The organism is Shewanella sp. BF02_Schw (assembly GCF_014596695.2).
GTDB lineage: Bacteria > Pseudomonadota > Gammaproteobacteria > Enterobacterales > Shewanellaceae > Shewanella.
The window spans coordinates 222,852-241,265 of sequence record NZ_JABKAW020000005.1 but is presented as its reverse complement, the minus strand read 5'-3'; the positions used below and the strand labels follow the sequence as shown (position 1 = coordinate 241,265).

Genomic DNA, 18,414 nt, shown 5'->3' with positions numbered 1-18,414 from the left:
TTAATGCCCTCCACTTCTCATGCTATCAATGCGGCAAAAAACCTCGTAAATATTGATAAAGTCACCATCTTTGATGATTTCGATTGGTTTACGGCCACAAAAAAATGGGTTGTTGTTAACCATATTCATAAACCCGTAAACGTTCTCTGGGTTAGAGAAAAACACTCGTAGTGCCGCGTGAATGTTCAGTATGTAGCTGATCCGAGTAAGCTGATCTTTGTCTAATAAATATCCCTCTTTTTTTCCTGACTTGTAATCAAAGAAACGAGATTTACTAATCCGCATGATCGCTTGCATTTCGTCAGTCTTACAACCCCATTTAGTCAAGATGTTACAAGCAGCTTTAAAGCCAGCTGCGGAGACTTTAGGGTTACTGAAATCGACTGTATTTGGGCTTGCTTTGATTGCACTCATATTCACCTCTTTAATTAATAACCACTAATTATTGGCAGTCCCAAAGTTATCTATGTAGCAATAATAGTCCCATATAGGACTATTGTATAGTGCTAAATAGTAAATATAAAAAAACAGGCAATTTGCCTGTTTTGATAATCTAGGAATTAGAGCCTTAGATATTCATATCCACCAGCATCTGAACGTTTCCTTTTAAATTCACCTCGGTTAGCCAATCTAGTTTCAAAAGCAAACCTTAGTTTTTTGTTTGCTGTATCGAGGTTGTCTTGGTTGCCATGGTTATACGTTTCTCTAGAGCATCGTGGCGACAATATATCACCAGGGTTACAGTTGTCTGCTAACGAGCCAACAAACGCCGTATAATCGAATTTACCGCTTCTATTTGTAAAAGACATACAAAGGCCTTATTGATCAATATTAATGGTGATATCAGGAGTACATGGAAAATCGACAAGTTTGGCCTGCAACTGATGAATAAGTTGATTAATGACTGTTTCATTATCTTCGTATAAAGATAAGCACTCTTGCCATTGCTGTTCGGGTACGAGATAGGTTAAAGAGCCATTTGTATTAGCATAAAGCTTACGAACTACAATCACCCCAGATAGTTTCGCATATAAATCACTAACTTGCTCACAGATGAATTCACATACCGATTGATAAACATCTGAGGTAACAGGACCAAAGTTACCACAAGTGCTGTCGATAATGTCCACCAGCTCTGCTGTAGAAATGTCGTGCCAATCACAATAGGTGCTGTCTATATTGAACCCGAGTGGTACAGATTGATAACCGGCATCAACAGCTAATTGATGAACTTTAGCAATTGCCGCTTTAATTCCATCTTGAACAACGGGGGTAGTATTTAAATCAATATTTATAATCATAACGAACCCCAATTAGCAGCCTTGGTTGAAAAGGATGTAGGCAATTTGCTTTTCATTCGCAAAATTTATCAATTCAGTTAAAAAGCCTTGGGGAATTTCATCGAACTCGTTAGACACATTCAAGATGTAATCATTAATACCTGACTCACCATTATCGCGGTTGTCATAAGAGCAATTTTTCTCTATCCACTCCCATTCTGGTAATTCATCTGCATCTGAGTAGTCAAAATAGTCACACATGTTGATATCAAGAATTGATTGAAGGTTGGCCAGTTGTGTGCGGAGTTTCAGATATTGTGGGGTGGGTAGTTGAATAGAGTGCTGAATAGGTTTGTCAGTTTCGTTGATAACAGTTTCATCAGCACATAATGGATCATTTCTTTCACTAACCTTGGCTCCTTCAAGTGAGATAACGTGCGTTGGGTCTTCTTGATTGATATCACCATAGACAATGACTCTTAGCTCACCATTGTATTGTTCGAGGTAAACCGGTGTGCCGGTATCATCGGTGCTTGTGTGATCAGAATATCCAGCTACGTGGATAGATAAGCCCAAGCTAACGCCGTTGTCGACATAACCATTAAGGTCATTTGATTGGTCGGAGTCGCATTTTAATGAAAAAGGAAAGTTCATGAATTACCTCGTTTAATGTGGCTGGTGGGTCGCATTCACCAGTAAATATTATTAAACGAAGATATCTTATATCGGGTCAACCTGCAACCCTTAATTGATATTTATTTGTTGTTTCTATTTATAAATGCCATATGAGATTTTAACCGTTTCTCATATCGGTCATTTAATTTGCCTATTAGAATTGGGGCATCTTTTTCATGATAAGTTTGGCCCCCGGACGCGGTAGTAACAATATGATTGAACACATTTCTGAAATCGACGTCAAAACCAGTCAACAACTGAATAGCTGTCTCGCTTAGTAATATCTCACTTAACACAGCAATATGCCGCCTGACATTCCTAAAATCTCCATCTTCGTGCAAATCCTGAAAAAAGTAGATTATTGGGTATTTCAAACTTTCAATTCGTAAGAGTTCAATTGTTTTAGGTTTATTAGTATGAAGCATATTGGCAAAGCGGCTTTTTAGGCACCCAATTGGATTTAGGATCAAGATATTTGAATTCGGTGCAATGTCGAAGCTTGCTGAAAATTCATAGGGAACTGTTAGATACTTGCGGATATGGTCCAATTTGACATCTTCTATCTGGAATCCTGCTGGTGCATCGATGAAATCAACGATATTTGGCATTGAAATGCCTTCAATTAATTCATCTACGTCTAAGAAGTATTGGCCATCGAAAATTTTTATTTCGTGAGTGGATCTATCATTGAGTATTGCAACTGCTACTGATGGAGGCGCATCGTCAACACTCGCCATTTCAATATCAACATTCCATTTCGTAGCAATGGCATTTATATCGATTTTTTGGGCGATATAATCAATATCGACACTTGCAAGCGGAGCTAGGTCGAAATCAGGAATGCTCGACTCATAGAATGTATACCAGTAACTAACGCTTTGGCCACCCACAATGATAACCGGCGAGGTCAGCGTGTTTGCGATATCGTTTAGTTCAAAATTCAGTGCTTCTAGTTGCTGAAGTGGCAATAAATATTTTTTCATCAGATACAAAAAAACCTCGCGTAATGGAGGTTAATTATATCAAAAAAAACTAGAATTTATAAGTATTTAGATGAACTGAGGCACAACTAAATTGACTTTAGATTTTCTGCTGCCGACTAAGCCACCACGACTTAAAGATGAAACATTTCCGGCACCAACTCGCTTAGCATAGCGATTTTGCCTAGAGATTTTTTCCTGCTTGATAGATTTGAAGTCGTTTAACATAAGATATCTGCCAGTGGTGCTGATGGTTAAATTATACGCTCAGTTTTGATGATTGCAAGAATTGTTAATCATTAGCTAGGTTGTCATATCAATAACACAGGTGTTTTTAGATAAGTAAACTGTAAAACCATGGTAACTTGATTGTATGAGATTAGAAATCTATATATTTTTGTTAACCAACCTTCAGTGGTTTTAAATTCACTTCGAATTGGTCGTACAGGTGCTTCAAGTCACGCAGGTAACTACCAATAAAGCTGCCCGCTGCTATCCAGGCGAGCTTTGAAACACTATTTCCTAGCATTCTGTGTACGGCCGACGTAGAACCGCTACGTTTTACCAAGGGATTTTTACCTGTCGCAAATGACATGACGGCTTGCTCAAGTGAAGCTGGTAGCTGCCTGATGTTACATGCCTCTTGCGCGGTAAACTGTCGTTGCAATTCTGGGTTCTCAGGATGCACAACCATCGGGGCACCTATCTTGGGTGCTGAATACGATGCGGTTAAAATACCTAGTTTTGTTTCAGATCCGGTATACAAATCATTCTTAAAGTTAAGGTTTGGGTTATCCAGCTTTCGTTTAACATGCTCCATTTTACGCCACAATTCAGATTGCAAAGGTATAGTTTCCATATAATTGCTTAAAGGGCTTAAAGTTACTTTAGCTGGTGGCTTTAGCTGTTGTAAGTTAAGTGATGGTAAACCTTCACTGACCGCGACAACGCAAGCCCGAGATCTGCCTTCTATATCACCAAAAGAATGACCATCCAAGATAACTTCCTCAAAACGATAACCGACCATTTCTCTCTTGATTATGTCGTAAGTGGTCGATTTTAAAAAACCTTTTACGTTTTCAATAATGAAAATAGCTGGATTGATTTGATTTATGACTGCAAGTAGTTTGCAAAAAATAGTGCCTGCTTCTGGGTGGGCTATATCCCGATAATGTTTCTTGGTTAGTTTTGAGAATGGAACACAGGGAAGCCCTATTTCTACCAAATTAGCTTGCGGTATTTTTGAAATATCGATGTTGTTAAGCTGATTGACCATGGCTATTGCATCTTCCGTGGCATCTTGCCAAATAGGATTGCCATTAATATTGGCTGACATCGCTTTTTCACAGGAGTCGATTGCAAAACTAATGTTGCTCTTTATGCCTGATCTCTCAAGGCCATTTTTTATAAATAAGGCAAGTAAGCCTGTGCCAGAGCACAACGATGCAGTTCTAATAGGTTTTCCCGTAGCCAGATTATTAATAATAGCGCTTTCACGTCTTAATCGTTGAATGTCTTGATAGCAAAGGCCAATTTCAACGCCATTTTTGGTAAACGTGACTTGAACCGAGTCAATGCCATTAAAAGATTGAAATGTCGATCTGTTCTTTAGCTCCAGTAACCCGCCTCTTGACGTTTCCATGATCGAGTTCTGGCCATTAACATCAGCAACCACTTTTATTCTGTAGTTACCGTATGTCACGGTTACTCTTGTGCCTGCTGGCAAGTTAGAGTCACTTAACTCTTGTGAGTCATTTACATAGATACGAGCAACAGAGTTTTTGAGCTTCTTAATTGAGTATTGCTTGGCTTTTCTGAAAAATTTGATCATGTAAACCTCTAGTGAGTAGTACGTATTTAATGATCATAATGCATTAAATTGAATATATCAACTGAGTGTTGCGTAAATTGATTAATTATAATGAATTCTGATACTCAAATGTATTTTCTTCATCAATTTTGTTCGACAGTGATGGGTGATTAATTTGGCTTTCCAGTGTTTCGGCTAGGTCGATACAAGAAATTAGATCGAATATATCTGGCACATTATATGGAATAAGGCCTTGCTCGAAATATTGCGGGAAAATTCCATTATTTAGTAATGAAAGACATTCTTTACTCAAACAGTCTTTCAGACCAAGAGCTAAAGGTTTTATATACTCATGGTTTTGTGAAAAAGAAGTGATAAATGCGAGCATTAAATTTAATGATGGGTACGTAGATTCAGGTGACAGTATGTTTTGACCATAAAAATCAGTAAGGCTGCTTAAAGATTGATGCTCGAATGAAATTTTAATGAGTGGGGGTATGTTTTTTGCTAATTGGTTTACCCGGTCACTATCTTTTAGATTGAACGAATGCTGAATAAAGCCGCCATAAAAATTATCAAAGCCCACCAGCGATAATGCTGTAGTTAGAAATTCATGGTCATTCTCGGTGATATCGTCCTTGTGTGATGCTAACACTATAGATTTACAGATTTTATAAGTTATTGGGTGAGCCGCTTGATCTAGTGGGCGTGCATACCTTTGCAGTGTACTGATTAAATCATCAGCCCCTTCTATATAAATGTTTGGTGATTCAGCAAATATAGCGTTTACGGTAGATAGAAATGGCGTCATTTCTGGCCCTTTTGATATACTTATCAAGTTATTGTAAAGTATAATACTTAGTTGTCATCTATTTTCATGAAACTGCACTGCTTAGCTGTGTATCTGTTGAATTGATTAAGCGGGAGCTTATATGAAAATGTCCACTTTATCTAGGATGGATGCATTACTAGTACTCATTCGTCAGGGTAAATATGAGTTCGCTGATGAGCGCATATGTCAGCAATATATGGAAGAGTACTTTTCTCAGTTAGGCCTTACATTCCTTCGGGAATATAGGTTGCAGGATGGTTTGAGTATTATTGATTTTTACTTCCCCAACTCAGGTGTTGGTTTAGAAGTTAAAGCTTCCAAGAAATGGAACAAAATGGCTGTTTATCGGCAGTGTCATCGTTATTGTAAAAATGAAGAAATAAAAGGGCTTATTTTAGCTACTGCAAGGCCACAAGGCTTACCAGAATCAATAAACGGTAAACCTTCGATCATCTATCTTCTTGGAGAAAATGGTTTATGACTACAAAATTACAACAAAAAACCTTTGGAAACCTTAAGCTAGTCAATTCAGCATGGACGCTAATAGACATAGAACCTCATGTCGTCATTCGACTAAAGCAATTATTCCCAAGAATTCCGAAATCATCATCCAAGCTGTTTACATTAAATGACACCTTGGAAACAGCATCAGATTTGCTGTGGTTTACCCAGCGTTACCCGTTGTCAATTAGTGATACCGATTTACGCTACCTAAAGAAGCAAGAAAAGCAGTTTAACAAAGAGCAGGCTCAGGCCAATTCGATTCTAATGCCGACTTACACCCCAAATAACAGAGCCGGCTTGTTAGATGGGCAATCTTTTAGAAATTATCAGCTCACTGGGCTGGACCTAATAGAAGCCGTAAAAAGGACGCTTATTATTGACGATGTAGGATTGGGTAAAACCTATCTCGGCCTTGGCATTGGATTGTTACCTAATACGTTGCCTATTGTTTTTGTCGTAGAACCGCATTTACAAGATCAGTGGGCTGAAAAAGCATCTGAATTTATCAATCTTTCTGTCTATAAGCCAAAAGGAAATACGCCTTATCTGTTGCCTAAAGCGGATATTTATATTTTCAAATATAGCCAACTTTCGCCTTGGGTTGATGTCCTTGCTGCCGGATGGGTAAAAGCGATCGTATATGATGAAGTACAACAATTACGCCGTGGCACTGAAAGTAATCGCGGTATGGCCGCATTGGGTATTAATCAGGTGGTGCCAGTTGTCGTGGGATTAACTGCAACGCTAATTTATAACTATGGCATCGAGGCATTTAATATAAGTAATATGATAAGACCTGGGGTTTTGGGCTCAAAAGAAGAATTTCTACGTGAATGGTGCTCTAGCGGATATGGTCAATCAAATGACAAAGGCATAGTAACAGACCCTGATTCGCTTGGTTCGTATCTTAAAGAAGCCAAAATGATGTTAAGACGAACAAAAGCAGATGTTGGCCAAGTTGCAATGCAACTCGAACCTCATATTGAGTGGGTATCACCGAACATGAGAAAAGTGGCCGACATGGAAGTTTTAGCTGAACAGCTAGCAGTCAAAACACTTTCGGGCTCTTATATGGAACGAGGGCAAGCTGCTCGTGAGTTTGATTTGAAAATGCGTGAAATGACAGGCATAGCAAAGGCTCATAGCGTCGCAGCATATGTAAGAATGTTTATTGAGTCAGGCACTCCGCTTATTCTATTTGGCTGGCACAGGGCTGTTTATGAGATTTGGGAGAAGGAACTGTCCGACCTCAATCCATTGCTTTATACCGGGTCTGAATCGCAAGTGCAAAAAGAGCGGAACAAAAAGGCTTTCATTGCTGGTGAGTCAGATCTACTCATCATGAGTTTGCGTTCTGGTGCCGGTACTGATGGTATTCAGCACCGATGTTCAACGGTGATTTTTGGAGAAGAGGACTGGAGCCCGCAGGTCATGACTCAATGCATAGGTCGCGTTGATAGAGATGGCCAATTAGAACCGGTATTCGTTTTTCATGCTGTCACTAATTATGGCTGTGACCCAGAAATCTTAGCACTTCTAGGTGTAAAGTCATCTCAAGCAAGAGGAATACAAGACCCAGGCTCTAAACTAGTCGGAAAGCAAACTGATGCAGACAGAATTAAAAAACTTGCACACAGCTACTTGAAGAGCCGCGGGGTTACTCCACCAGCCATGGCCAATAAAGATAGTGAGTTGAATATTTCTGATCTCAGATTAGTGATTTAGAAAAACTAAGGTAATTTAAAATGACACTAGATAAGATGCTTGCAGAAATCGGAAACAAACGAATGCCATTCAAAGCCGGGCTTGCAGTTGCTTGTCAGTGTGTGTCCGATAGTGGGGGGGAAGTATTCGATGAAGGTGAAAGTGTTAAGCTGACATTAAAGGGAGTAGAGGCCCATTGCTTTCAGCCTTACCAAGATATCGATTTGTTTTATTATGAATGTTAACGTTTATCGCGCCAGAACAGTAGATGTCATAAACCGTAATCTGCCATTCTGCCGCGATAAAACCTTCATTTCAGCTATTGCACTACACCGCAGAGTTTGGAAGGAAATTGAACCCACTAATTTTATTATTTAAATATGAAACAACTTCTGGTTCTAAGTGTAAGTGGGCTCGGAAATTGTTAAAAAACACGATACGGCCACCAGTAAACTCTATTGTTTCACCAGAAAGCTTTTCAAGCCTCCCATTTTCAGTAAATAAATCTTTCACCTGTTTCGTTAAGTCGTTGTCATGAATGACTCCACCACTTACATTGGCCCTATTCTCTTTAGCAAATACAGTCCGGCTCAAAAAATTTAGTGCATCCGTGAATTTAGTGTGACTTGAGAGTGCGTAGTAAACGTTGTTTTGTAGAAACGTTGCACCTTCAAATACTGTGCGGCGCTGAAATGATTTCTTTGAGTTAGACGCAAATGCTTGAGGGTTTTCACTTAGGCAATCAAACAGGCTGTTGTATAGCATCTCTTCGCGTCGACACAGTAGGCTATTTAACGTTACTTCCACTGCTTCTTTGTTGAATTCTCGATGTTCATCTTTCAATTGTTGCTTAAATTCAGACTTCGCATTTGCAGACATCAATGAATAAATATTTAGCCTATTGAAAAGCATTGCCCAAAGGTTTGAATCAACCAGCTTTGTAAATTGAACCATCAATTTATCTACATTTGCGTTAATTAAATTACAATCCTGGGGTGAATTACGTCTAGAGTTTTCCTTTAGTACATCTTTAAACTGCATAAAAACAATGCTCATATAATCATAAAGAGCTGTCGCTGAACCCATACATTGACATAATGTACCCATAGTTTGACAAATCTAACCCATTCAATGACATAAAAATGGCTTTTGTAATTATATTACAAAAGCCATTTTCTTTAATATCAGTATCTTGAGTGATTAATAACCCATACATTGACAATTTTTTGCATGTTAGTACGCTAAACATACTGTATTTGTGCGAATTTAACTCATGTCCATTTTCAAGTTAGCTTTGCTAACACAGAACTGCCCCAAAACGAGTTTGAAGTAAGGTTAGATTAATCGCTCCTTCAAGAAATTTCCCATACTAAAACTTATGACTAGGATAGCGGCAAGACTCGATTTAATACTTTCATCAATTGGGGAGGGGACTTTATCTGCCTAATGTCGATATTTTTGTATAGCTAGCATTTGATAAAGAAGAAGTCTTCGCAAAATGATGAGCATTAATCCGTGACGTAACTAAGTGTTATGCTAATATGAGTCATTGATTTTATGACATAAAACTCTAGGTGGAAAACTATGACTGGCGAATATGTTGACGCTTTTAAGGCATTAAAGTGGGATGAAAAGATCTCCATTATTCCTGAAGATGGTCACTCCTATGAACTTCATCTTCGCACCGTCATAGGAAAAGAAGTTAGTTATTCCAAAAAAACGACCTTGTCTATGCTTGAGAGGGTTGTCAGTTTGAAGCTTAGGCACCCCGATAATATCTATAACCCGTTCACATTAGTCTTACCTTCAGAAACGAATATTTTGAAAGATTTTACTGAAGAAGACCTAGAGTTTTATGAAGCCATCATTCCTTTTACTGACGATAATTACCTAAAAGCTCGGCTGGCTGAGATTCTTTTTTCTAGGACTCAATACCAAATTAAAGATTGGGCTAAACTTGCAATTGATTGTTACACCAGAAAGAAAATCAAGCTTGACTCAAGTTTTTTGTATAAAGTCAACGAATGGGAAAGAGCTTTAGTACTCTGCAAAAAAATCAAAGACTTAAATAGATTGGCTGAGTTAAAAGATAGAATCTTAGAAGCTATTCACCTAGATCATGGAAAATATAATTTCATAGTTCAAAAACTCTGCTCATTACTATTTAAAACAAGTAGTAAGGCTGATAATTTTGACAATATTCTTTTACGCTTAACTGAACTAGCCAGAGAGTCTAACGAGCAAGGCGAGTATCATGTAACCAGAGAATATATGAAACTTGCAATTGAAATTTCTACACTATTTAAAGATAAAGCACCATGGGTGAACTCAAGGGTTTTTTATGCTAACAGTCATTTGCTTGAAGGGGATAAAAGATTAACGGACTCGGCCGTAGTTGCAAAATTATTTTATTGTGACGCATTAAAAGCATACCGAGATATTGAAATTAAATATCGTACTGATCAAAACAAAATAGAAGAAATAATAAGTAGGCTAAAGCATAAAATTGAGCATTCAGGTAAACAGATGATTGATGAAATGGTCACGATAGAACTCCCCATGCCAGATGTATCTGATATGGTAGTTAACGCAAAAAAACATGTATCAGGTAAAACAGATGCAAAAACGGCTCTTCTCTATTTCTGTGGTTTGATTGTTATTTCTGATTTAGAAACTATGTCCGCTGAGGCTGAAAAAAGCTTAAGAAATGTAAATTATAAATCGATGGTAAGTACGATCAATATTTCACGAGATGGGCGAGTTATTGGTAAATCACCAGCTCATAATAAAGATGATGCTAAAGATGTTGAACGTGCAATACATGAACAATGTATTGAAAATTATCTCTTCTACATGAATTTCGATGTAAAAACTAAATTATTGCCTGCTTTAGACCAACTATGTGAAGAGCATTCTTTCTCTAGAGAGTTTTTTGAGTTGATATGCTTACACTCTCCATTAGTACCTGATGGCCGAGAAAAAACCTTAGGCTTGGCACTATGGTTTGGTTTTGAGCATGATTTTTCTGCTGCTATACATTTATTGTGTCCACAGATAGAACATATTGTTCGAATGAAACTAAAGGATGCAGGTGAACATAGCACAACAATAAATGATAGTAAGGGTAGTATTGAGGATGAAATTTCATTGAGCTCTTTAGTACTGAAAAATAATTTCGAAACAATGTTCGGTGAAAAAGTAGCATTTGAACTTAAGACGATCTTTACCGAGAGTCTGGGTTGTAATTTTAGAAACCAAGTGGCCCACGGATTATTGGATGATAATGATGGTCAAAGCCATCATTCGGTTTACGCTTGGTGGTATGTACTTCGAATGATTTGTCACTCTCTTGTTAGGGATTGATATGTAGTGGTATAACTGATTTTGTTACAAAACAAGTTATACCACTATACAGAACTAATTTTATCATTAATGTGAGTAAGATTATTAGCTCGATTTCCTTATGGCCCCCTACAAAATCTTATGAGTATTACCAGCGGTTAGTGAATAACTCTAACAAGCTTTTGTCCAAAAGTGAGTTACTAAGAGATACGCTTTCAGTTGTAATAAAATGACAATTCATAATTATAGTGTCTATGTGCAGTTTCGATTTGTCAGACTATGGGTACATTTTATGTCAGAGTATGGTTATATCTTTTCGGTAAGTGATTGAATGCTAGAAGCTGCCTATGTCAGAATTTGCTTCCAGCGACAAGAGCATCTTTATGAGCTGGTATGGTGTGATCTATGGAAGTCGTTATCTGATGGCATAAGCGAACAGCATCTATTTGCGCTCTATAAGCACTAATTAATTGAGCTCGCTGCTGGCAAAGCGATTCTATTATCTTAACTTCAATAATTTCATGCATTGGATTACCTCGTTTAAAACTGAGTCGCAATCAGCTTTTCAAACACTAAACCTGGCCATTCGTTTCTATAGTTAGAATTCAGTGTAGTTATGACATGTGCCAGAGGACTAGTCCTCTAGGCGTATAATTTCAGCGATTAACTGAATGAGTGAATTAGAGTGTGACATTCACAAAGCAAACAATCAATCCTTAATTGATATATTAACACACTAATTGACACCGGTGCAATTATATGTAAATCTGTTGCATATAATAAAATGTTAAGGCGAGATGAAATGACTAATCGTGCAATAGATCCAGAAACAGTTATACGCGGAATAACAATCAACCAAACTAGTGATGTCTGTGGATTAAGAGTTTTAGCCGAGGAAATCCAAATGGATCTGAGTCATTCACCAGAAAATACCAATTTTAAAATCGAATTGGCGTTAGTTAAAGAAGCCATTGCAGGTTGGGACCGTTGGGCCAGAATCAATTAATAGGCCAAAACCGCGATAATAAATATCACTTTAATCATCAGGAACGTTTTCTATGACAAATTCACTATCAGTAAATGCTGCTAAAGAGTTAATCGATTTTATTAATAATACTAATTACCAATTGGCGCCCTTTTGTGACGGGGCGTTTTCGTCTAAATCTGAGGCTATAGCCTACGTTGAAGGTGCTGAATACAACAGTGAAGAGCCTTTGAGTATTTGTTTTAATACCAGGCAGGGAAATTACTGGGATAGCGCTCAAGTCACCTTTAGTGATTCAGAATGGTTTATTGAAGACCAGGCTATGGGTGGTAAGTGGTCTAAAGGCGAAAGTATACAAAAAGCCATTGAAGCATTCAGACTTCTGCATAATCCAACATGTAATTATTACCCTGATGAATTGATTTTTAATGCACATTTATTCCAGTAAAAGCTTATCATTAGCATAGAAATGGAACTTAATTCAGGCCATCTAAAGGTTGATATAATGCGATCTACAATCATTCCCACTTACAATGAAGCCATCAGTTTTGAAGATTATGCTACGTTAATGCATGATTGGACAAAATGGGCTAATCAACATGGTTGCAAACTATCAACCGGTGAAAACATACCGATAACATTTTGGTTTGTTATGGTCGGTGGCACAAGGCAGTTACATCAAAGCATTCTATCGAATAAAAGGGCAAACAGCGGCTCAGTAACTGCGAACATAGCCAAAGTTGTCTATTACCTATCTGTCTTATCAGATGATCAATTCCTTGCGGAAATACATAAACATGTCGGTTATTTTGAAGCCAAGGTAAATGATGAAAATAAGCTAAACATAGAACGTCAAAGGTTAACTCACCAACTAAGCCATCAAGCTGCAAAGATAGCTTATGATGCTGGTGGCTTTGTTAAAATGTCAGACATTGCTAAGAAATTAGATATAACTGAATCAAGAGCGAAAACCGTCATTAATAACGTTCTAAAATTTGCTCAGTATGATGCGATACTCGATGCATCAAAGACAAAGCTAAAAGTAAAAGGCATAAGAAGTTAATGAGACTAATTGACAGTATCAATCGAATCAGCCTCGCGAATTAGCGAGGGTTTTATTTTCAGGTAACTTACTCAACGTTACCTTTATCAGCTATTAAGCTGCCTTATCTTGTTTTGGTAAGTGATACAGACAGTACGACAATGCACAATCATTATTGGTCCAACATAGTAACTATCACCGAATGTAGCTATACAAAAATAAGCGATTCCAAGGATCTGACAAACTTTAAAAGCTCATGGTGTATGTGCCTATCCAATTCCTATTTAACGCCCCTTCATAGACACATTCAGCGGGCTCACAGTTATTAATAATAATTGTGGCATTGTCAGTATGCAATGGAGGCGATAGGCCTACAGATTCCGGCATCTGATATAAACCCAGAATGGCCCCAGAATGACAGCTATTTTTAATCCCTAAAATATATGCTCAATCATATTTGTATCTCCTAAAACGCAATTTTATTATTGGGATTTGTGAATATTACTTGAGGTAGGCAATGCCAAAATTGTTTCGGATTATTCACCTTCACACTGGCCAGATAACAAAGAGTAAAAAGTTTATTTAGCTGCTCAATGGACGTTGCCATTGTGAGATACGATGAACAACTCGGATTTGGATTTCGTGTGAACTTGACTGGTTCGCCTATTGCCATGGCATGCAAGTAAATGGATTCTGCTACGGAGAAGACTGATAAGCTGAAATCGTTGATTGCATCAAAGCTTAATAATTTAGCGTTTATTAATAAAGTATCGATGTGAAATCTTAGCCCTTCTATTCCACCGATGAAATCATCGGATTGGTTAACGCCATCATCAAACCATTTGCCAGCAACACATATGTAATTTTCGATATCTGTTTCAGTGCCTATATAGTTGATATAAGTCTTATAGCGCACTGGATAGTCGTTGATGGCACGAGTTCGACTTAAAACCACATACAAGTCTTCACTAGCAGATGCGTTCATTAGGTTTGGTGGCAGTTTGAAAACTGCGAAGTTGTTAAAAATATCAGCGCTCATGGTGTAACCTCGTTTAATAATGTGAATGTATAGCGTTGTCGCAAACTCTATACACAAAATTATACTCAATACCCCTCATCACCAAAACCCTTAGCTGATATATTTGTTAACCTATTTCCAATGGCCCTTTAAACTTATCAGTAATCTCGCTAAACGCAGTACAAGCTCTATTAATATTCGGATAGGCAATAAGGTTTCCCAGTTTTGCTTGTGCCTCGGTCTGTGTTAGGCCTTTACTAAAAACGAGCATAAACACTTGTAAATAAGCATCTTTTGGTGGGCGCTTATGCAAGACGCAAATTGCATCAACAGCCGTTGAGCTTAGTTTGCCACTCAAATCACAAGCTTTGAGTGTCTGAATGTTTTGATATTTAGTGATAAAAACATTGAATGCTTTCTTAACATATTTGCTCATCGGATAGCGGATCTCGTTTAGGTCAATATCGCTACCTGTAGAGAATGCTTTATCAATAATATCGGCGCATTGCTGGTCTCTTGATTGAGTGATGAATTCACGTACAAACTGAATTTGTTCCTGTGATAATGCCGGTACTGTATTTTTTAAAATATCCACATAAACCTCTATTGTTCGTTAACCTGCTGTTAGCAGATTATTAAATTGATTGATATTACTCTTCATCAGTAATGCAAGCTTTGATGATTTCACTGAAGCATTAAGCTTAGTTTTAGCAGCACCGCAACCCTTCTCTGGATTGAACGCAATCATGCTGGTAAAGCATGAGTGAGTATCTAACTGACAAGCATTTTCCCCGACGCTCAACATGCTCATACTTTTAAGAAACCGGTTATGTTTCTTTACCTTAGTGTTTGCCATAGAAATGTCAGAAACAATGCCGTGTCCCAGGTAATCGCAATTGCCTGCATAAGCTAACACTCTCGTTAATTGCGCTTCCACCAGATAGAAGTTAGCCCGGTCAACATGCTGACTAATTAGTTGAGCAATTTCGGTTACCATGGTGTTAGTGCTTCCACCAGCAAAGTAACTGTTATCTTCTGAGCGTAGGCTTAATGCACATTCATGCCCCATTAAAGCCAGTGCCTTGATGTTATTACACGGTAGTTTACCAAAATTAAGTAAAGTTACTTTAATCATGTTGATTTTGTCAGAGTAATGCTTAATAAAGAGGCTAAAGTCATCAAAACTAGACATGATTTCATCTGCTTCTTGCTTAGTTGACAGCATTTTCAGCGCCGCATTAGGGTCTGATACGACATTTGAATATTCATTAAGCCAAATACTAAGCTTAGCGGCCCTTAATTCAGCCTCTGGGTTAAAAGAAGCAAAGATTTTTGCTGCGATAAAGCTTTTGCTGATATCAATGTGCTGGGTCACGAACTGATTAACTCTGTCAATAACATCCACAAGCGCTAGATTTGAGTTGAATGTATTGAGCTTATTATTCATTTCGCTTCGCTGAACGTTTTTTATAAAACGTATGGCCAGAAGATGATTAACTTTCTGTGCCCGATGCTTTTCCATACTAATAACATTAGGCATCTCAAGTAACGAACTACGGTCCATATTTGCAGCATTAAATAGCCCCGCTTGGTGAAAAACTTCAGTGCGTCGCAGTGTGCTGACAAAGTTTGTTTCTAAGCGCTTACTCACAGCTAGGCCTGTCGTGTTGGTGATCACATATACCGGTGCCGTCCCATAAAACTGACGAATAGGTTTTCTGTCTTGAATTCTGCTCGTTAACACAGCATCGTGAGTCTGTAATAAACGTTCTATGCCGCCGTCATCTAACCACATCTGGTATAGGTAATCATCAAAGATGAAGTTTAGAGCATTATCATTAACGTCCAATTCCGCGGTACCAACATTAACTGATTGCGTTAAAGCATAATCAGGCAACCAATAACTTATTGTGTTAATCCGCTGCTCCAATTCTAACGCTCGCTCATACGCGCTGTACATCTTCAGTGATGCTCTACCCGCAACATATGAACCAAGAGCTTTTACATACGTGCGCTTTCTTTCAGAAAACTGTCTTGTTTTAGACGCTCTAGCTCGTTTTTGTTGGCTATACGTAACTATTGGACTTGTAAACAACACCTGGTCTGACAATTCATGGTTTGAAATTAAGAAAAGCTGGTCCCTATCAATTTCAGCATTAGATGAGTTTTTATCAAAATTATCTCTACCAAGAGAAATAAACAACTCCTGCAGCTCAGGGTTGCCGTCTAAATCAATAGATTTGGCAAGTCCAAGGCATTTTGCATGTACAGTTTCTCGTCCTGTTATCGTGTTTACAGAGTACGTCAACCGTACTTTTCTAGTATTAGCACTAGCGCTATAACTCAATAACTGAAGGTCATGTTGCTGAGTAAGTTGCACTGATGCATTCACCCAGTAATCGGATAAAGTAAATGGCAGTAATTCCTGTAAATGTTTAGAACTTAATGACTCACCATGTTCTGCTTTCAATTCAGCAAAAGACTTTTTAGATGGCGTAAAAATTTGAGCTACTACAGCATCAGGAATTGATTGTGTTTTAAGTTCATCTTGGAATGAAATAAGGCCTTGCACAGCACGCTTAGCGTTCAATTCATTATTAGTTAATGGGTAAGGTATACGCTTCCCATTATCAACAGCATTAAAAATCGCAAGCGGGCGGTAAGGCAATGCTGTGATCCCATGTAAAGACCAAAGCAATGAAAGCAATACACCATGCTTGTGGCTGAATAATTCAAACATCGGCCCTTTAAGCATTCTTCTTTGGTACATAGCGATATACTGTTGGCGAACACTGGCCGTTAATGACTCATCGTTTTGAATATCGATAATGCCAATATCTTCGTGAGCTTTACCCATTTGATGTAATTTCACAAAGTCATCATGGGTTTTCTTACTATCTACGCTAATTTGAGATGCATACCAAACCAACTTTTCTAATACAGAGGCTTTGAGGACATTTGGCTGAAAGAAGACGTTATTATTACCACTGCGGTCATATGCTCTCGCGTGAAATGCTCTACAGTTAACATCATCACTTACACGAGTTAAATAATCTCGAAAGCGCAGTGTAGAATCACCGAAACGAGCCCATCTAAGGTATTCGTTTAACTCTTTTGCACTTTTATCTTCAGAGACCATCCCGCAAGTGACACAACCAAAACGTGCAATTTTGCCGCAACCGGTTTGTTTAGGCTTTTCATCTTCAGAAGCTACGATTTCACAACGCTCATTGCTTCCTTCACCATATATGGCAAGTAAAAGACCAAAGTTGGGGCTATAACATTTAATTTCAGTTCCTAGAGCACCTTTAGCAAGTGGTCTGTCTCCGGCGTGAGTTAAGTAAGTCATGACATCTTCAATTGTCCAATCGCTGATAGGCGCAAATCGATACACCTTACCAGGAAGCGATTCTTGCTGGATTAGAGCCAGTAAAATATCAGCCTTAACAGATTTGACGCCTTGTTTAGTCATATTGGCACTACGACGGGTTGATTCCTCGGAACGTTGCCCAGCAACCGAAACCCAAGTCGCTTGTTGATACTTGATGGCCAAGCTAGATTTAATTCTCTTTAAAGCTCTAACACTCGTGTCGACCTTAAAAATTTTTGAACAATCCGCTGAGCGACCAGAAGATGCAGTAGCAAATAGTTTCTGGGCATTGGCAAACAGGATCATTAATTGATGGTGAAATGGTGGCGCCACAACTTCAGCGTGAAGATTTATTCCTAATTCGTGGCAACGTTTTTCAATATCTAAATGAGCTTCATCAACATAACATTGGATAGGTTCTGGCTCTAAAAGTGTGTCTACGGTCAATATAACCAATGGACGTTCTTTTTCGACAAGGCCCAGTGCTATCGCCCTACCCATGGCTTCAATTGCAGAATTCGTAATTGACGTCGAATCTTTACCACATGATGTGGCAATCTGAAGGCAAAATCCTGCACGAAGTAATGTTAAATACTCAGCGATTAACCGTTCGCTCAGTAGATAGGCATTATTCGCTGACTCTGCTTTATATGATCCGATATCAAAAAAATTCATTTTTATTCGCCGTGGTTACCTGATGTAAAAATAGTATCACTATCAATTAAAGGTTGCAACGCAATTCAACCTTTAATTGAATTTAAATATCAACTAAAGGTTGTGCTATTTAGCGTGGTGTATTAGTATCAATTGAAAGTTGAACGTTAAACTAAACTAAAATTGAATTAAGAGAGTTATTTTATGGATGCATCAAA

General features: G+C 38.2%; 17 protein-coding genes. 7 read left to right on the top strand and 10 right to left on the bottom strand.

What is annotated here, in order from left to right; all coding sequences use genetic code 11:
- The 6 genes from HNW13_RS18595 to HNW13_RS18570 form a co-directional block, all read right to left on the bottom strand.
- Positions 1-414 carry an antitoxin Xre-like helix-turn-helix domain-containing protein gene (locus HNW13_RS18595; protein WP_192114720.1) on the bottom strand — a complete coding sequence of 138 codons (414 nt, stop codon included), beginning with the start codon at positions 412-414 and terminating at the stop codon, positions 1-3.
- A 404-nt stretch (positions 415-818) separates the two neighbouring features.
- A complete protein-coding gene (locus HNW13_RS18590) occupies positions 819-1,301 on the bottom strand; it encodes a hypothetical protein (RefSeq protein WP_192114721.1) in 483 nt (160 codons plus the stop codon).
- Positions 1,302-1,313: 12 nt separating this feature from the next.
- Positions 1,314-1,934, bottom strand: coding sequence for a hypothetical protein (locus tag HNW13_RS18585; RefSeq protein ID WP_192114722.1), 621 nt, complete (start codon positions 1,932-1,934; stop codon positions 1,314-1,316).
- A gap of 101 nt (positions 1,935-2,035) precedes the next feature.
- The gene (locus HNW13_RS18580) at positions 2,036-2,938 is read right to left on the bottom strand and encodes a hypothetical protein (protein ID WP_192114723.1); all 903 of its coding nucleotides are present in this window, start codon (positions 2,936-2,938) and stop codon (positions 2,036-2,038) included.
- A 397-nt stretch (positions 2,939-3,335) separates the two neighbouring features.
- Positions 3,336-4,766 carry a DNA cytosine methyltransferase gene (locus HNW13_RS18575; RefSeq protein ID WP_192114724.1) on the bottom strand — a complete coding sequence of 477 codons (1,431 nt, stop codon included), beginning with the start codon at positions 4,764-4,766 and terminating at the stop codon, positions 3,336-3,338.
- Between the two features lie 85 nt (positions 4,767-4,851).
- Complete coding sequence (locus HNW13_RS18570) at positions 4,852-5,556, bottom strand: hypothetical protein (protein ID WP_192114725.1); 705 nt, start codon at positions 5,554-5,556, stop codon at positions 4,852-4,854.
- Between the two features lie 121 nt (positions 5,557-5,677).
- Between HNW13_RS18570 and HNW13_RS18565 the strand changes: the two genes are divergently transcribed.
- From HNW13_RS18565 to HNW13_RS18555, 3 genes are read left to right on the top strand one after another with little or no spacing between them, the layout of a single operon-like run.
- Positions 5,678-6,058, top strand: coding sequence for a hypothetical protein (locus tag HNW13_RS18565; RefSeq protein ID WP_192114726.1), 381 nt, complete (start codon positions 5,678-5,680; stop codon positions 6,056-6,058).
- Positions 6,055-7,806, top strand: a complete 1,752-nt coding sequence (locus tag HNW13_RS18560) for a DEAD/DEAH box helicase (protein WP_192114727.1) — start codon at positions 6,055-6,057, stop codon at positions 7,804-7,806. The genes HNW13_RS18565 and HNW13_RS18560 overlap by 4 nt, the downstream gene beginning before the upstream one ends.
- Before the next feature lie 20 nt (positions 7,807-7,826).
- Positions 7,827-8,030: a hypothetical protein gene (locus HNW13_RS18555; protein ID WP_192114728.1), complete on the top strand. Its 204-nt coding sequence runs from the start codon at positions 7,827-7,829 to the stop codon at positions 8,028-8,030.
- Between the two features lie 82 nt (positions 8,031-8,112).
- Here the strand turns inward: HNW13_RS18555 and HNW13_RS18550 are convergent, their stop codons facing one another.
- A complete protein-coding gene (locus HNW13_RS18550; protein ID WP_192114729.1) occupies positions 8,113-8,871 on the bottom strand; it encodes a DUF4942 domain-containing protein in 759 nt (252 codons plus the stop codon).
- Between the two features lie 498 nt (positions 8,872-9,369).
- Here HNW13_RS18550 and HNW13_RS18545 point away from each other — a divergent pair, with 498 nt between their 5' ends.
- The 4 genes from HNW13_RS18545 (at position 9,370) to HNW13_RS18530 (ending at position 13,175) form a co-directional block, all read left to right on the top strand.
- Entirely contained in the window at positions 9,370-11,148 is a 1,779-nt protein-coding gene (locus HNW13_RS18545) for a DUF4209 domain-containing protein (RefSeq protein WP_192114730.1), read from the top strand.
- 781 nt (positions 11,149-11,929) lie between these two features.
- Positions 11,930-12,133 (top strand): hypothetical protein, encoded by a 204-nt coding sequence (locus HNW13_RS18540; protein ID WP_192114731.1) that lies wholly within the window; start codon positions 11,930-11,932, stop codon positions 12,131-12,133.
- A gap of 52 nt (positions 12,134-12,185) precedes the next feature.
- Complete coding sequence (locus tag HNW13_RS18535; protein ID WP_192114732.1) at positions 12,186-12,560, top strand: hypothetical protein; 375 nt, start codon at positions 12,186-12,188, stop codon at positions 12,558-12,560.
- Between the two features lie 21 nt (positions 12,561-12,581).
- Positions 12,582-13,175, top strand: a complete 594-nt coding sequence (locus HNW13_RS18530; protein WP_192114733.1) for a hypothetical protein — start codon at positions 12,582-12,584, stop codon at positions 13,173-13,175.
- Between the two features lie 445 nt (positions 13,176-13,620).
- Here the strand turns inward: HNW13_RS18530 and HNW13_RS18525 are convergent, their stop codons facing one another.
- The 3 genes from HNW13_RS18525 to HNW13_RS18515 all read right to left on the bottom strand — a co-directional run bounded on the left by HNW13_RS18525 (position 13,621) and on the right by HNW13_RS18515 (position 18,217).
- Positions 13,621-14,193, bottom strand: a complete 573-nt coding sequence (locus tag HNW13_RS18525; RefSeq protein ID WP_192114734.1) for a hypothetical protein — start codon at positions 14,191-14,193, stop codon at positions 13,621-13,623.
- 106 nt (positions 14,194-14,299) lie between these two features.
- Positions 14,300-14,767, bottom strand: a complete 468-nt coding sequence (locus HNW13_RS18520; RefSeq protein ID WP_192114735.1) for a hypothetical protein — start codon at positions 14,765-14,767, stop codon at positions 14,300-14,302.
- A gap of 18 nt (positions 14,768-14,785) precedes the next feature.
- Positions 14,786-18,217: a phosphoadenosine phosphosulfate reductase family protein gene (locus HNW13_RS18515; RefSeq protein ID WP_192114736.1), complete on the bottom strand. Its 3,432-nt coding sequence runs from the start codon at positions 18,215-18,217 to the stop codon at positions 14,786-14,788.
- Between the last annotated feature and the right edge of the window lie 197 nt (positions 18,218-18,414).

Excerpts from the sequence above, each read along its gene's own strand:
- HNW13_RS18525 (WP_192114734.1), bottom strand. The coding sequence starts at position 14,193 with ATGAGCGCTGATATTTTTAACAACTTCGCAGTTTTCAAACTGCCACCA.
- HNW13_RS18535 (WP_192114732.1), top strand. The coding sequence starts at position 12,186 with ATGACAAATTCACTATCAGTAAATGCTGCTAAAGAGTTAATCGATTTT.
- HNW13_RS18530 (WP_192114733.1), top strand. The coding sequence starts at position 12,582 with ATGGAACTTAATTCAGGCCATCTAAAGGTTGATATAATGCGATCTACA.
- HNW13_RS18560 (WP_192114727.1), top strand. The coding sequence starts at position 6,055 with ATGACTACAAAATTACAACAAAAAACCTTTGGAAACCTTAAGCTAGTC.
- HNW13_RS18565 (WP_192114726.1), top strand. The coding sequence starts at position 5,678 with ATGAAAATGTCCACTTTATCTAGGATGGATGCATTACTAGTACTCATT.
- HNW13_RS18515 (WP_192114736.1), bottom strand. The coding sequence starts at position 18,217 with ATGAATTTTTTTGATATCGGATCATATAAAGCAGAGTCAGCGAATAAT.
- HNW13_RS18570 (WP_192114725.1), bottom strand. The coding sequence starts at position 5,556 with ATGACGCCATTTCTATCTACCGTAAACGCTATATTTGCTGAATCACCA.
- HNW13_RS18575 (WP_192114724.1), bottom strand. The coding sequence starts at position 4,766 with ATGATCAAATTTTTCAGAAAAGCCAAGCAATACTCAATTAAGAAGCTC.
- HNW13_RS18540 (WP_192114731.1), top strand. The coding sequence starts at position 11,930 with ATGACTAATCGTGCAATAGATCCAGAAACAGTTATACGCGGAATAACA.
- HNW13_RS18585 (WP_192114722.1), bottom strand. The coding sequence starts at position 1,934 with ATGAACTTTCCTTTTTCATTAAAATGCGACTCCGACCAATCAAATGAC.
- HNW13_RS18555 (WP_192114728.1), top strand. The coding sequence starts at position 7,827 with ATGACACTAGATAAGATGCTTGCAGAAATCGGAAACAAACGAATGCCA.
- HNW13_RS18580 (WP_192114723.1), bottom strand. The coding sequence starts at position 2,938 with ATGAAAAAATATTTATTGCCACTTCAGCAACTAGAAGCACTGAATTTT.
- HNW13_RS18595 (WP_192114720.1), bottom strand. The coding sequence starts at position 414 with ATGAGTGCAATCAAAGCAAGCCCAAATACAGTCGATTTCAGTAACCCT.
- HNW13_RS18590 (WP_192114721.1), bottom strand. The coding sequence starts at position 1,301 with ATGATTATAAATATTGATTTAAATACTACCCCCGTTGTTCAAGATGGA.
- HNW13_RS18545 (WP_192114730.1), top strand. The coding sequence starts at position 9,370 with ATGACTGGCGAATATGTTGACGCTTTTAAGGCATTAAAGTGGGATGAA.
- HNW13_RS18550 (WP_192114729.1), bottom strand. The coding sequence starts at position 8,871 with ATGGGTTCAGCGACAGCTCTTTATGATTATATGAGCATTGTTTTTATG.